Origin of the sequence: Diaphorobacter sp. HDW4B, assembly GCF_011305535.1 — a bacterium.
Taxonomy (GTDB): Bacteria; Pseudomonadota; Gammaproteobacteria; order Burkholderiales; family Burkholderiaceae_C; genus Diaphorobacter_A.
On record NZ_CP049905.1, the window covers coordinates 2387501 to 2401704 of the forward strand.

Here is a 14204-nt window from a genome sequence, read left to right on the forward strand (position 1 = left end):
CGCACCGCCGATCAACAGGGTGGGCAGCGAGATCTGAGCCAGTGCCGCCGCATTGCGCTGAAAGCTGGGCAACGCCTGCAGTGCATGGCGATAGATCAGCGGGTGCACTTCGGTCATGGCGTGGCGAATCAGGCGGACGCCCTCGGGCAGCGCCTTGCTTCCCGTTTGCAGGGGAATGATGCGGTCGGCGATCTGCTCCATGTTCAGGCCTTCATCCAGCGCGGACAGGCGCGTGTCCACCCAGGCCTCGCGTGATGGCTCATCCAGTGGAGGCCCGCCAGCACAGAGCACCAGTCGCTTGATATGGCTGGGATCGCGCATCACCGTCTCCAACGCCACCATGGCACCCAGCCCGTGGCCGACCAGGGTGACCTTGTTGACCTGCAACGCATCGATCAGCGCCAGACAGCTTTGGGCCAGCGCCTTGACGCTGTAGGGCTCGCTCGGCGGCGTGTACCCGTATCCGGGCATATCGACGGCCACGGCGCGGTAACCCTGACTGGCGAGCGCCTCCACCGAAGGGGAGAAAGTCAGGTGCCCACCGTCAGCGTCGTGCAGCATGATGACTGTATGGCCGTGGCCGAGCATCGAAAATCGGGGAAGAATTGCCATGCAGTGCTCTCTTGTCGAACCCTTTCGGCAGCAGGCCGATCAGTTGCAGACAATAATAGCCCAGTCATTTCATCCAATATCCCGACCTTGTTTTTGGTGCCAAGCGCCATGATTTCGTGAATCGCAACTCTTCTTCGCTCCACCGCTCGGCCGAGGCTCAGACGCCCAATTTCTCGTCACGTGATTTTCGTGATGCGCTGGGCATGTTCGCCACGGGCGTGACCATCGTCACCGCACGCGCCAGCAATGGTCAGTTGATCGGATTGACGGCCAACTCGTTCAACTCCGTGTCGCTGGAGCCACCGCTGGTGCTCTGGAGTCTGGCGCGCAAAGCGGCCTCCATGCCCATGCTGTGCGAGGCAACGCATTACGCGATCAATGTGCTCACCGCAGAGCAGCAAGGCCTGGCTGAGCAGTTTGCGCGACGTGACATCGACCGCTGGGCAGGTGTGGATTACCGCTTCGGCAAGAGCGGCGCGCCCTTGCTGCCCAATGTGGCTGCCACTTTTGAATGCTTCAATCGCAGCCGCTACGACGAGGGCGACCACATCATCTTCGTGGGTCAGGTGGAATATTGCAGCCACCACACGGATTCGTCACCGCTGCTCTATCACGGGGGGCGCTTCTTCACCGAGCACCTGCTGGCCGACGCAGCCGTGGCGGACGAGAAGGACACGGCGCGCTGATCGGCAAACCGCCGGACTGGCTCCGCACAAAGACAAGCGAGCCTTGGCATGGACTGCCAAGGCTCGCTTTTTTCATGGTCCGAAGCAGCTTACTGCGCAATCACTTGGCAGGAGCTTCCGGCAATTCGATCTTCACTTCGAGCACTTCGAGGTTTTCCTGACGTTCCAGGTGCACCTTGATGTCGTCGGCGTTGATCGACACATATTTGCTGATCACGGCCACCAGCTCGCGTTGCAGCGCAGGCAGATAGTCGGGCTGACCGGCGTTGCGACCGCTGCGCTCGTGCGCGAGGATGATCTGCAGACGCTCCTTGGCGACCGAGGCGGTTTTCTTCTTCTCCCCGAGCAGGAAGGACAACAGGGACATCACGCTTACCTCCCTCCGAAGATGCGCTTGAAGAAGCCTGGCTTCTCGGCATCCGTGAAACGCATGGGCTTTTCTTCGCCCAGAAAACGGGCAACCACGTCCTTGTAGGCCTCGGAGACATCCGTGCCCTTCAGGTGGATCGCGGGCAGGCCCTGGTTCGATGCCTGCAGCACGTTCTCGGACTCGGGAATCACGCCGATGAGCTGGATGCGCAGGATGTCCTGAATGTCGGTCAGGCTCAGCATCTGGCCGTCTTCCACGCGGTTGGGGTTGTAGCGCGTGATGAGCAGATGCTCCTTGATGGGCTCCAGCCCCTCGATGGCGCGCTTGGTCTTGCTGCCGAGCATGCCCAGAATGCGGTCGGAGTCGCGCACGGACGAGACTTCCGGGTTCGTCACCAGCAGTGCCTCGTCGGCAAAGTGCATGGCCATGAGCGCGCCGCTTTCGATGCCGGCGGGCGAGTCGCAGACGATGTATTCGAAGCCCATGTCGGCCAGATCCTTGAGGATCTTGCCCACGCCTTCCTGGTTGAGCGCATCCTTGTCACGCGTCTGGCTGGCGGCCAGCACGAACAGGTTGTCGCATTGCTTGTCCTTGATGAGGGCCTGGTTCAGATTGGCCTCGCCCTGAATCACATTGATCAGGTCATAGACGACACGGCGCTCGCAACCCATGATCAGGTCCAGATTGCGCAGGCCGACGTCAAAGTCGATCACGGCGGTCTTGTGGCCGGCAAGCGCCAGGCCGGAGGCAAAGGCGGCACTGGTGGTGGTCTTGCCCACGCCACCCTTGCCGGAGGTCACGACGACGATTTTGGCCATGTTATGCACAGTCCTTGCTTCGGTTTTTTGAAATTAAAAAGGGGTTCGGTGATTGCCAGCGCATATGGATGGGCTCCCTCTCACAATGGTTCGATGATCAGTTTTTCGCCTTCCAGACGAACCTGCGCAGGCTTGCCCAGCACGTCGGGCGGCAGATCGGTCTCGATGGCGCGGTACATGCCGGCGATGGAGACGAGCTGCGCCTCCATGCAGGTGCAGAAGATGCGGGCATCGGTATTGCCGCGTGCACCGGCGATCGCGCGGCCACGCAGCGGCGCGTAGACGTGGATGTTGCCATCGGCGATCACCTCGGCACCAAAGCTGACCATGGCCATGACGACCAGATCGCCGCCACGTGCATAGACCTGCTGACCGGAGCGCAGCGGCTTGTCGACCACCATGGTGACGACGCCCTCGCCCGGCACCTCGACCGGGACCTGCACCTCGCGCACCACCTCGACCTCGCGGATGACTTCGCGCACCTCGGGTTTGGCGGATTTTTCGCGCTTGGGCGCGTCGGGCGCGGCGATCAGGCCCGCCTCGTGCGCGGCCTGCATCTGCTCGCTGCTGCCGCCGCGCACAGCAACGGGCTGGGTATGGTGCTGGCGCAGCTCGGCGATGAGCGCGGCAAAGTCGATCGGTTCGTCCGACTCGCGCAGGGCGGTCAGGTCGATGAGAACCGGGTCGTTGTCAAAGAATTCGGGATCGTCGGCCAAGCGCGCCGCCAGATCGGCAGCAAAAGCGGAAACATCCGGGCTCTTGAGCATCACGGCCACCACCGGCAACTGAGCGCTCTTGAGGTCAAAACTGGTGCGGGACTGCCCCGCAGTATCAACGGCCATGAACAGAAGTGGTGGGAATCACGATATCGGCACTTGCGCGCGCAACAAAGAGGCGATCTGCGCAGTCACCGGGAGGTGAATCTGCTTGCGGACTTTGCGGGGCGAGCTGATGAGCCCAGACAGGTCGCCAGACCACGAAAAGATCGCAAACAGGCTCATTAATGGCGAAGTGTACAGTGCGCGGCGCTGGCGGCTGCATCAGTACGTTTCCCGACGAGCACCGAATGCAGGTTTCCTGATCGATGGAAACAAGCCATCACGCTGGTTGTCACGATATTGACATGGCGCGCGGGCAAATTGCATCGCTTTGCAACCAAAGGGCCTTGTCGGCCTGCTCCGCCGTGAAAAGTCCCCGTCCCTTCGCCCCGAGCGCCACGTCTGCGGCCGCGCTGCTTCTTCTGGCTTCATCCGTCGCCGTGCCGCTGGACTCCTGGGCCGCGCCCTTTGCCAGCGGCAATTTTGTGGCCTACCGCGTGGGTGCGGAAACGGGAGCGCGCTCGGTCTATCTGGATGAATACAGTGCCGATGGCACGCTGGTACAAAGCGTGGCACTGTCGTCCACAGCGGTCGCCTCGCTCGCCGCCAGCACCACGGGCTCGGAAGGTCTGCTCAACCGCTCGGCCGATGGCAAATGCCTGACCGTGCCGGGTTATGCGGCGCAAGCCGGTGCAACGACGCTCAAGGCCTCGACCACCACCGTCGCACAACGCGCCGTGGCCGTGGTCGGCTCCAATGCCGTGGCTCCGTCCGCGCTCAGCCTGATGGGTGCAACGGCCTTCAACACGGATTCGATCCGCAGCGCGATCAGCAGCGACTGTGCGGCCATCTGGGTGAGCGGCAACGGCGACAAAAACGGCAAGGGCGTGTGGTTCACCACCCAAAGCGGTGCCACGCCCAAGATTCTGAACGCCACCAATGCGCAAGGTCTGTCGATCCAGAACAGCCAGTTGTTCGTTTCGCTGGCGGGCGGCGGCACGCTCAACCAACTGGGCAGCAACCTGCCGCAAACGGGCACACCCACGGCCACCCCCGTGGCAGCCCTGCCCGCCAACAACTTTCGCGGCATTGCCTTTGTCAAACTGAATTCGCAGTCCTCCAGCGCCGACACGCTCTACGTTGCCGCCAATGACGCAAACGCGCTCCAGAAATACCGCTGGAGTGGCAGCCAATGGATTGCCAGCGGCACGGCGACGCTCAGCGGCGTGCACGGTCTCGTTGCCATGCCCACGGGCGAAGGCAATGTGATGCTGCTCGCCACCGACAGCAGCGGCCAGCTGTTCCGTCTGTTCGACACCTCGGGCGCACAAGGCTCCCTGAGTGGGACGCCTGCACTGGTCACCAAACCAGCCACTGCTGGCGAAGCCTTCTACGGTCTGGCACTTGCACCCGAATCCGCGCCGCCCGCCAACGTGCCATCCGCACCCACCGCCGTGAAGCTTGCAAGCCAGAACGGCAACGGCGGCACCATCCAATGGACCGCTCCCGCCTCCGGCGCGGCCGTGGCCTTCTATGTGATCGAATCCTCGCGCGATGACTTCACGACCATCGACCAGAGCGCCGTATCGACGAAGACCAGCGCCGCCTTGAGCAATCTGCAAAGCGGCAGCCAGAAGGTGCGCGTGCGCGCTGTCAACAGCCTGGGCGGCAGCGCGAGCGCGGCTTCCGGCAACTTCGTGATCGGCGAACCGCCCGCAACCACCTTGCTGGACAACACGGCCTATTCCGGCGTGGTCGGCGATGCCAACGATGCGCTCGCCACGCAAGGCATCCGCTTTGGCGTGAGCGACCCCAAGGGCAGTGCCGCCTCGGTCAGCGTGACGGCCACCTCCAGCGCGCCGAACGTCATCTCCAACATCACCGCCAGCAACGACAGCGGCACCATCACGCTGAAGCTGACGCCGCAAGGCGTGGGCTATGCCGACATCACGCTGACCATCACCGGGTCGAGTGGAGCCGGTATCACACGCACGATTCGCTACGCCGCGTCGGCCAGTACGGCGGCCACCGCTGGCACGCGCTGGTTTGCGGGTCGCTCGGATGCGTCTTCCGCGCTCATCACGTCGAGCGGCGACATGCTGGTCGTGGACGATGAAGCACCAGCCAAGGACGCCTCGGGCAATGCGCTCGCGGGCGGCAACGCCGTGTTCGGCTACAGCGCGCAGAACGGCGGTTTGCCGGTCAGCCAACTGGTGCCGGATGCGTCGCTCGGCCTGTCGAATGCGGCAAGTTGCAGCAACAGCGGCTTCACCGGCCTTGCCAATTGCAGCGCCGATGGCGAGGTCGACCTGGAATCGAGCATCCTCGTCGGCGACCGCATGTACTTCGCGGGATCGCACTCCAACAACAAGAATGGCCGCTCGCGCCCCGACCGCTGGCGCTTCTTCGGCGTCGATGCAGCCAGCGGCAGCGTGACCGGCTACTACCAATGGCTGCGAGAGGATCTGCGCACCTGGGATGCGGGCAACGCCCACGGGCTGGGCGCGAACTATCTGGGATTGGTTTCCAGCTCGGATGGAGGCGACAAGAACCCGCTCAAGGCCCCCGAGACCGACACGCTGTCGGGCTTCTCGATCGAAGGCAGCACGACCAGCCCCGACGACGGCCAGCTCTGGCTGGGTTTTCGCGCACCGCTGGTCAGCGCGCCCGGCCAGCCTGCCGTCACGTCCGATGTGGCCACCAACCGCACGCACGCGCTCATCATTCCCGTGGGCAACTACGCGGGCATGCTCGGCGCGAGCGGCGGCACCAAGGGCTCGGCGCAGATCGCCGCGCCGATTCGCCTGGACCTCGGCGGACGCGGCATCCGCGAGATCCGCAAGAACGCGAATGGTGACTACCTGATCATCGCCGGTCCGCCGAACGGCGCCAACGGCACGGCACCGCGCGACTTCCGCCTGTTCTCGTGGGATGGCCGCGTGAGCAGCAACGGCTTGGCGCTCAATGTGCGCGTACTCGCCGCCGATGTGGCCGCGTTCACGCCGCCGAAAACCGCCTGCTCCGCCGAAGGCATCGCCACCCTGCCCGCGCAGTTGGCGCAAGGCGGTGCAGCCACCATCATCAGCGACTGCGGCGACGCGGACTTCTACGGCGACGGCAGCGCAGCCAAGGACCTCGCCTTTGCAGCATGGAAGAAATTTCGCAGCGACAGCGTGAGCATCGCCGCCCTTCCGTCCGTCACATGGACCCACACGGCCAGCGCCACCAGCAGCGCCGATTTCTCGGCACAAAGCGCGCAGGCAGGCACGCTGTACGCCATCGTCCTCGCCGCCAACGCGCCCGCGCCGAGCTGGGAACAGGTGAAGGCGGGCCGCGATTCCACCGATCAAGCGGCTTTGTGGAGCAGCCCCGGCACGGCCCTCACAGCCAATCAGCCCGCCAAGCTGCAGGCGAGCGGGCTGGCGACCGACTCGGCCTATGTCGCCTACAGCGTGATCGTTGCCGCCGATGGCTCGGCCAGTCTGGTCGCCAAAACCGAGTTCCGCACGGGCGCAGTCGTCGTGGTCACGCCGACCATCCAGTTCGCCGAGCAGCCCAACCGCACCTTGGGCAGCGCGCCCATCACCGTATCGGCCACCGGCAATGCGTCCAACAACCCGGTGCAGTTCGCCAGCCGCACGGAGGCCGTCTGCAAGACCGGCGGAGCGCAGGGCGCAACCGTCACGCTGCTGACCAAGGGAGTCTGCACGCTGCGCGCAACGCAGGATGGCGCGAACGGCTCGCCCGACGCCACGCCCGTGGAGCGCAGCTTCCAGATCGAACTGCCCGCCACCACCGGCAACACCTTGCCCGGCGGCGATGGCAGCAGCGGCTCAGTGAGCGGCAACGGCTGGCAGTTCGCGGGCAACTCGGCGGGTTCGGCGCCCAGCGCCTCCCTGCCGCCTTTGCCAACGGGCTATCGCTTTGTGCTGCCTTCGGGCTTCAGCTTTGTGCTCGCGGGCGGTACTGCGAATGGCCCAGCCAATGTCACCTGGCAATGGCCGCAAGCCGCGCCCAGCGGAGCGATGCTGTGGAAATTCGGCCCGACCCAAGCCAACCCGACACCGCACTGGTACGACGTGAAGGGCCAACTCAACGGCGCGCGCACCAGCGGCAGCTTTGCGATCACCGATGGCGGCGACGGCGATGAGGACCAGCGTGCCAACGGCGTGATCGTCGATCCGGTGTTCCTGGTGGCACCCTCAGCGGTAGTGGAGCCCACCCACACCACCGCCGTCCCCACGCTGTCCGACATCGGCAAGGCCTTGCTCGCACTGGCGCTGGCAGGCGCAGCCGCCCTGAACATGCGCCGTCGCAGGTCGTGAAACGCACGGGGACAGCACGTCCCCGGATTCACACAACGACGCCAAGAAGTGGTCAGGCGGTTCGAATCACCAGCCACAACGGCAAGACGGGGTCTGAGACGAGGCGCTGCCGACGCAGACAGTACTTCGGTACGGCAAGAAGGCACAACGAAGGATCAGACCCCGTATTGCCGCCCTTGCACGACTAACCAATCAAAGCCGCAGGCTTTGCAGTTCCGAAAAGAGCAAAACCGAAAGCAAAAAGGCCCGCAGATGAAAGTCTGCGGGCCTTTGCATTTGGTGAAAACCAAACTCAGAGCTTGGGAATCTTGATGCGGCTGATCATCAGGGAGCCGGACAGCGCAAAGATCAACACCAGCGGATGCAGCGTGAACCCGGCAATGATCACCTTGCCGAACCACAGATGCTCGCGCACCGCGCCCATCGAGGCGGCAATCCCCATCAGCAGCACCAGCACGAACGAAGTCGGGATGGGAGTGCCTTCAAAGAACTTGACCTTGCCCGTGCCTTCGGACATGACTTCGGCGGTCACGTTGTAGCGCGCCAGACGCGAGACGCCGCAGGCCACGAAGAAGGCCAGCAGGATGCGGTCGTACAGCCCCTGCATGCCGCAGGCATAAGCGATGATGGCGGGCGCCACGCCGAACGAGATCACGTCGGCCAGCGAATCCAGCTCGCGCCCCATCGCGGACGATTTCTGACGCCAGCGTGCGATGCGGCCATCGAGCACGTCGAACACCAGAGCGGCAAAAACCAGCGCGGCGGCGAAATAGATATGCCGCACATCGCCGGTTTCCAGAAAAGACATTGCCGAAAACAGGGCTCCCACCCCACTGACGGCATTTCCCAGCGTGAACCAGTCCGCGAGGTGAAACTCGCGGATCATCGAGAAACGTTTTGGACGATCGGTCATCTTCCTATTATGAAGCTTTACAACCTCGCCCAGCCAACTAGCTTGTGCGGCCGTCTTGAGATGCTCACTTTTTAAGCATCCCGACGCCCGGACTCACTGGAATTTCGGCGCACGCTTCTCGATAAAAGCCGTGACGGCTTCACGGTGATCGTCCGTTTTGTGCGCAATCGCCTGAAAGCCTGCCGACATTTCGAGCAGCGAGGCCAGCGACGCCAACTGGCCTTCGCGCAGCAGGCGCTTGGTCATGCGCATGACCGCGCCGGGGTTGGCGGCGATCTTGGCGGCGAGCTTGTTTGCTTCGGCCAGCAGTTGATCGGCAGGCACGACGCGCGAGACCAGACCGCAGGCCAGCGCTTCCTGCGCGTTGATCGCCTCGCCGGTGAACGCCATTTCGGACGCCTTGGCCAAGCCCACCGCGCGCGGCAGCAGCCAGGCACCACCGTCGCCGGGGACGATGCCCACGCGCACAAAGCTCTCGGCGAAGGTGGCGTTGTCGGCGGCGATGCGGATGTCGCACATGCAGGTCAGGTCCAGCCCCGCGCCGATGGCCGGGCCGTTGACCGCGCAGATCACCGGCACGTCGAGCTGGTACATGGCGTTGGGAATGCGCTGGATGCCCTGGCGGTACTCCTCGCGGATCATGTCAGGCGTGAGCGCGTCGTCGAAGAAGCGTTTCATGTCCTTGACGTTGCCGCCGGAGCTGAAGATCGGGCCCGCGCCGGTCAGGATGATGACCTTCACGCTCGGGTCGCGGCGCACGTCGTCGCAGAGTTTTTCGAACTCGTCCACCGCGGTGTTGCCGGTGAGGGCGTTGCGGGTTTCGGGTTGGTTCATGGTGACGGTGAGGATGGCGCCGTCTTGTGTTGTCTGCAGGAATGGCATTTTGTTTGTCTCCTTGCGGTGGTGGGTTCTTTGGTACTTTTCAGTACCTGCTCGGTTGTTGATTGTGGATGCCGGGACTGCCCCCGGCGGGGCAATCACTTTTTGCTTGCGCGCAAAAAGCAATCAAAAACGCGCTTTGAAGTCATCCGGCAGAACTCGCTTCGTTCCTTCGTCACTCCGCTCGGACAACCGCCGGAAGTCAGATTGGAAGAGATATTTTCGGCACTTCGCGTTGCTCGTGCCTTGCGCCCGACTTCGGGCGCAATTTTTGGGCACGCTTGCTGCCGTTCTTATGCTGTCTCCACGTCAGTGATGTTGCGGATCACGTCGAGTGTCATGCCGTTGGCGTTGAGCAGTGCTTCACCTGCCACGTTGTGCCAGTAGCTTTCGCTGCCTGCGGTCTGCCTCCATGCGTGCAAGCGGCGGGTGAAGAGTTGCAGGTCATATTCTTCCGTGAAGCCGATGGCGCCGTGGATGGCGTGTGCGGTTTCCGACACTGCCAGCGCGGCTTGGCTGCAGCGGGCCTTGGCGGTGGCGACGCGTAGGCGGTCGGGCGTGGTGCCGTCGCCGCTGCAGCCGAGTTGGGCGGCCATGCGGGCGGCGAAGACATGTTCGCTCATCACGGCGAGTTGGTGCTGGATGGCCTGGAACTTGCCGATGGGGCGGCCAAACTGTTGGCGCTCGTTGGCGTATTGCAGCGTGCGGTCGAAGACGGATTTCAAAGCGCCTGCCATTTGCGCGGCGACGACTGCGGCCTGCGCGGTGCGCAGGTCGGTGGTCGATGGCACGACGGGTGCTGCCTGCCATTGCGCGGCGGTCCATTGCACGCCTGCGTCCAGTGCCAAGGCTTGTGGCGTCAGTTGCGCGCCGTTCAGGTTCAACAGACGGCATTCGCCATCGACTTCGAGCAGCACGGATTGCGCGACGCGGGCGTTGCGCACGAGGGCGGCGTTGACGTTGTCGCCCACACGCACGCCGCGCGCCAGCACGATGCGGCCTTCGGGCTTGTCCACGTTGGCAGCGGCGAGCATGGCGCGCGCCAGCATGGTGTCGGCCAGCGGCAGGGGCAGCGCGTGTGCGCCGCATTGCTCCAGCACGCCGAAGACCGCGCCGAGGCCGAGGCTTGCGCCGCCCTGCTCTTCGGGCAGCATGGCGTCCGCGAGGCCGGTGGCTTCGAGTTGGGCCCACAGCGCGGCGGTTTCGGGCGCGGCGTTGCCGTGTTCTTCGATGGCACGCACGACGTTGGGCGTGCATTGGTCGGCGAGCACCTGGCGTGCTGCGTCGGCGAACAGATCGTTGTCCGTATTGCTCATTGCTTTGTCTCCTCTTCGATCAACGCAGACCCAGACCACGCGCGATCATGCCGCGCAGGATGTCGCGCGTGCCGCCGCGCAGCGAGAACGAGGGCGAGGCCTCGGTCACGTATTTCAGCGTCATCAGCAGCTCCACCGGCACGTCTTCCGCGTCGCGCGAGAACAGGTCTTCGGCGATGGCGGCGGGGATGAATTGCTCCAGCGTCGTGCCCAGTTCCTTGACCAGCGCGGCTTCCACGATGGGACTTTCGCCGCGGGTGAGCTTTTCCTGCACCGACACCGACATGGCGCGCAGCGGTGCCAATTCCGTCAACACGCGACCCGCGAGTTGCTGTGCCGATGGCGAGCGGCCTTGCGGCGTGCGCACGTAATCGAGCCACTGATCGAACAGCACGATGGACGAGAACAGGCGCTCCGGTCCGCTGCGCTCGAACGCGAGTTCGGCGGTGACCTGCTCCCAGCCCTGACCTTCCGCGCCGATCAGCGCATCGGAGCCGAGCTGCACGTTCTCGAAGAACACTTCGCAGAAATGGCTGTCGCCGGACAAGTCCTGAATCGGCCGCACGGTCACGCCCGGCAGCGACAGATCGACGATCACCTGCGACAGGCCCTTGTGGCGGTCTTCGCTCGTGCCCGAGGTGCGCACCAGCGCAATCATGTATTGGCAGTGGTGTGCGTTGGTGGTCCAGATCTTCTGGCCGTTGAGCAGAAAACCTTTCTCATTCGGAACGGCCTTGGTGCGCACGCTGGCGAGGTCCGAGCCGGAATTGGGCTCGCTCATGCCGATGCAGAAGAACGCCTCGCCCTTGCAGACCTTGGGGATGTAGAACTGCTTTTGCGCTTCGGTGCCGTATTTCAGGATCAGCGGCGCGCTCTGGCGATCGGCAATCCAGTGCGAGCCCACGGGCGCGCCGAAGTTGAGAAATTCCTCGACCAGCACATAGCGCGTGAAGGCGCTGCGCCCACCGCCGCCGTATTCCTTGGGCAGCGTGACGCCCAGCCAGCCCTTGGCACCGAGCTTGTGGCTGAATTCGCCGTTGTAGCCGCCCCAGGAACGCGCGCGGATATGCGCGGGCATGTCACGCGTGGCTTCGGCGAGGAAGGCGCGCACTTCGCTGCGCAGCGCCTCGTCGGCGGCGGGAATGCGCGTGAGGCTCAATGAACCCAGACTGCTGTTGCTGCTCATGCGAGAACTCCCTTGTCTTTCAGTGCGGTGATCTGTGCTTCGGTCATCTGGAGATGGCGCGCGAGCACGTCGTCGGTGTGCGCGCCCAGCTCGGGGGGCGAGGTGCGGTAGCTGACCGGCGTGTCCGACAGACGGATGGGACTCGCGACGATGGGCACGTCGCCCGCCTTCGCGTGTTCCATGGACAGTTGCATGCCGCGTGCGCGCACCTGCGGATCGTCGAACACGTCGCGCACGGTGTTGATCGGGCCGCAGGGCACGGCGTGCTGCTCCAGCAGCGCGACCCAATCCTTGGTGGTCTGGCTCACGGTGATCTGGCGGATGCGCTCGATCAGCTCCACCCGGTTGGCCAACCGCGCAGAGTTGGTCTGAAAGCGCGCGTCCTGCGCCCATTCGGCAACGCCCGCTGCGTTGCAGAAACGCGCGAACTGGCCATCGTTGCCAATCGCGAGAATCATGTGACCGTCGGCCGTCGGAAAGTCCTGATACGGCACGGTGTTCGGGTGCGCATTGCCCATGCGCTGCGGCAGGTTGCCGCTGTAGAGATAGTTCATGCCCTGATTGGCAAGGCAGGCCACCTGCACGTCGAGCAGCGCCAGATCGATGTGCTGGCCGCGCCCGGTGTGCTCGCGCGCCTGCAGCGCCGCGAGAATCGCCGTGCTCGCATACAGCCCCGTGAGGATGTCGGTGAGCGCCACGCCCACCTTCACCGGGCCGCCGCCGGGCTCGCCATCGGGCTTGCCTGTGATGCTCATGAGCCCGCCCATGCCTTGGATCAGAAAGTCGTAGCCCGCGCGATGCGCGTAGGGCCCGCTGTGGCCGAAGCCGGTGATCGAGCAGTAGACCAGACGCGGGTTGAGCGCCGACAGCGTCTCGTAGTCGAGCCCGTACTGCGCGAGGCCGCCGGTCTTGAAATTCTCGACCAGCACATCGCACTGCGCCGCCAGATCGCGCACGATCTGCGGACCTTCGGGCTGGGTGATGTCCACCGCGACCGACTGCTTGTTGCGGTTGGCGCACATGTAATAGGCCGACTCGCGCGTGCGCTGACCGTCCTTGTCCTGCACGAACGGCGGGCCCCAGGCGCGGGTGTCGTCGCCGATGTCGGGGCGCTCGATCTTGATGATTTCCGCGCCCAGATCGCCGAGCGTCTGCGCAGCCCAGGGGCCTGCCAGAACGCGCGACAGATCGAGCACCTTCACGTGTTTCAAGGCACCGTGGTTGCTGCTGTTCGTGCTCATTGCAGCGGAACCTTGGCCTGCACCACGATGCGCTTCCACAGCGCGATCTCGTTCTTCTGGAACTCACGCATCTGCTGCGGGCCGCCGGTCATCGGGATCGCGCCGATGCGCTCGTAGAAAGCGCGGGTTTCGTCCATCCTGGAGATCTGCGTGAGCAGCTCGGCCAGCTTGGCGGTTTCCGCTGCGGGCGTCTTGGCGCTCACCATCGCGCCCACCCAGGTGTAGGCCTCGAAGCCGGGCAGACCGGCCTCGGTGAATGTCGGCACATCGGGCGAGGTGCCCACGCGCTTGTCGGATGCCACGGCAAACACCTTCACGCGGCCGCCCTTGGCGAGCTCCTGCACGGCGGTGACTTCGGCGAATGTGAAATCCACCGTGCCGCTGGCGACGGCGGTGGTGGTCTCGCCCGCGCCCTTGAAGGGAACGTGCACGGTCTGCACCTTGGCGACGTCGTTGAGCAGCTCGCCCATGAGCTGGTAACCGGCCGAGCCCGCACCGAAATTCACCTTGCCGGGGTTGGCCTTGGCATAGGCGAGCAAGCCCTTCAAATCCTGATATGGAGCGCTCGGGGCCACGGCCAGCATGGCGGGCGAGCGCATCATCATGGTCAGCGGCGAGAAGTCGGCGACTGGGTCATACGGCAGTTGCTTGAACAGCGCCGCATTCACCGCGAGCGTGGAGTTGCTGCCGATGAACACCGTGTAGCCATCGGCCGGGGCGGACAGCACCTGCTTGACGGCCATGAAGCCGTTCGCGCCGGGCTTGTTTTCCACAACCACGGCCTGGCCGGTCAGGTCCTGCAGCTTCTTGGCGAAGTAGCGCGCCGAAGTGTCCGTGCCGCTGCCGGGGCCAAACGGCACGACGAACTTGATCGTCTTGGAGGGAAAACTGTCGGCGTGCGCGAAGGGCGCACCCACGGCGGAAAGCGCCAGCAAATTGGCAGCGGCGAGCGTGCGCAGGGCGGACCTGCGGGTCTTCAATGGCATGTCTTGTCTCCTTGGAAGACTCTGGCTTCCGACTGGGCCTGTGTGTGTTCAGCC

General features: G+C 64.4%; 12 protein-coding genes (1 of these 12 cut by a window edge). 2 read left to right on the plus strand and 10 right to left on the minus strand.

The window, feature by feature from the left end; translation table 11 throughout:
- A protein-coding gene (locus G7048_RS11090; RefSeq protein WP_166068193.1) for an alpha/beta fold hydrolase crosses the window boundary here: on the minus strand, positions 1-612 show its 5' portion. The gene continues 168 nt to the left of window position 1, outside the view; the window shows 612 of its 780 coding nt (coding positions 1-612); its start codon is at positions 610-612; its stop codon lies off the left edge, out of view.
- 116 nt (positions 613-728) lie between these two features.
- Between G7048_RS11090 and G7048_RS11095 the strand changes: the two genes are divergently transcribed.
- Positions 729-1298: a flavin reductase family protein gene (locus tag G7048_RS11095; RefSeq protein WP_240933245.1), complete on the plus strand. Its 570-nt coding sequence runs from the start codon at positions 729-731 to the stop codon at positions 1296-1298.
- 100 nt (positions 1299-1398) lie between these two features.
- Here the strand turns inward: G7048_RS11095 and minE are convergent, their stop codons facing one another.
- From minE to minC, 3 genes are all read right to left on the minus strand, one after another.
- Positions 1399-1665 carry a cell division topological specificity factor MinE gene (gene minE, locus G7048_RS11100; protein WP_166068194.1) on the minus strand — a complete coding sequence of 89 codons (267 nt, stop codon included), beginning with the start codon at positions 1663-1665 and terminating at the stop codon, positions 1399-1401.
- Positions 1666-1670: 5 nt separating this feature from the next.
- Positions 1671-2486 (minus strand): septum site-determining protein MinD, encoded by an 816-nt coding sequence (minD, locus tag G7048_RS11105; protein WP_166068195.1) that lies wholly within the window; start codon positions 2484-2486, stop codon positions 1671-1673.
- An 80-nt stretch (positions 2487-2566) separates the two neighbouring features.
- Positions 2567-3328 carry a septum site-determining protein MinC gene (minC, locus tag G7048_RS11110; protein WP_166068196.1) on the minus strand — a complete coding sequence of 254 codons (762 nt, stop codon included), beginning with the start codon at positions 3326-3328 and terminating at the stop codon, positions 2567-2569.
- Between the two features lie 341 nt (positions 3329-3669).
- On the opposite strand from minC, the gene G7048_RS11115 reads away from it, so the two are divergent.
- Entirely contained in the window at positions 3670-7629 is a 3960-nt protein-coding gene (locus G7048_RS11115; RefSeq protein ID WP_166068197.1) for a fibronectin type III domain-containing protein, read from the plus strand.
- Between the two features lie 292 nt (positions 7630-7921).
- Here the strand turns inward: G7048_RS11115 and pssA are convergent, their stop codons facing one another.
- The 6 genes from pssA to G7048_RS11145 form a co-directional block, all read right to left on the minus strand.
- Positions 7922-8542, minus strand: coding sequence for a CDP-diacylglycerol--serine O-phosphatidyltransferase (gene pssA / locus G7048_RS11120; RefSeq protein WP_166068198.1), 621 nt, complete (start codon positions 8540-8542; stop codon positions 7922-7924).
- A 93-nt stretch (positions 8543-8635) separates the two neighbouring features.
- Positions 8636-9424, minus strand: a complete 789-nt coding sequence (locus tag G7048_RS11125) for a crotonase/enoyl-CoA hydratase family protein (RefSeq protein ID WP_166068199.1) — start codon at positions 9422-9424, stop codon at positions 8636-8638.
- Positions 9425-9714: 290 nt separating this feature from the next.
- Positions 9715-10737, minus strand: a complete 1023-nt coding sequence (locus G7048_RS11130) for an acyl-CoA dehydrogenase family protein (protein WP_166068200.1) — start codon at positions 10735-10737, stop codon at positions 9715-9717.
- A 19-nt stretch (positions 10738-10756) separates the two neighbouring features.
- The gene (locus tag G7048_RS11135) at positions 10757-11923 is read right to left on the minus strand and encodes an acyl-CoA dehydrogenase family protein (protein ID WP_166068201.1); all 1167 of its coding nucleotides are present in this window, start codon (positions 11921-11923) and stop codon (positions 10757-10759) included.
- Positions 11920-13164, minus strand: coding sequence for a CaiB/BaiF CoA-transferase family protein (locus tag G7048_RS11140; protein ID WP_166068202.1), 1245 nt, complete (start codon positions 13162-13164; stop codon positions 11920-11922). The genes G7048_RS11135 and G7048_RS11140 overlap by 4 nt, the downstream gene beginning before the upstream one ends.
- Complete coding sequence (locus tag G7048_RS11145; protein WP_166068203.1) at positions 13161-14150, minus strand: tripartite tricarboxylate transporter substrate binding protein; 990 nt, start codon at positions 14148-14150, stop codon at positions 13161-13163. Before G7048_RS11145 ends, G7048_RS11140 begins: the two co-directional genes overlap by 4 nt.
- Between the last annotated feature and the right edge of the window lie 54 nt (positions 14151-14204).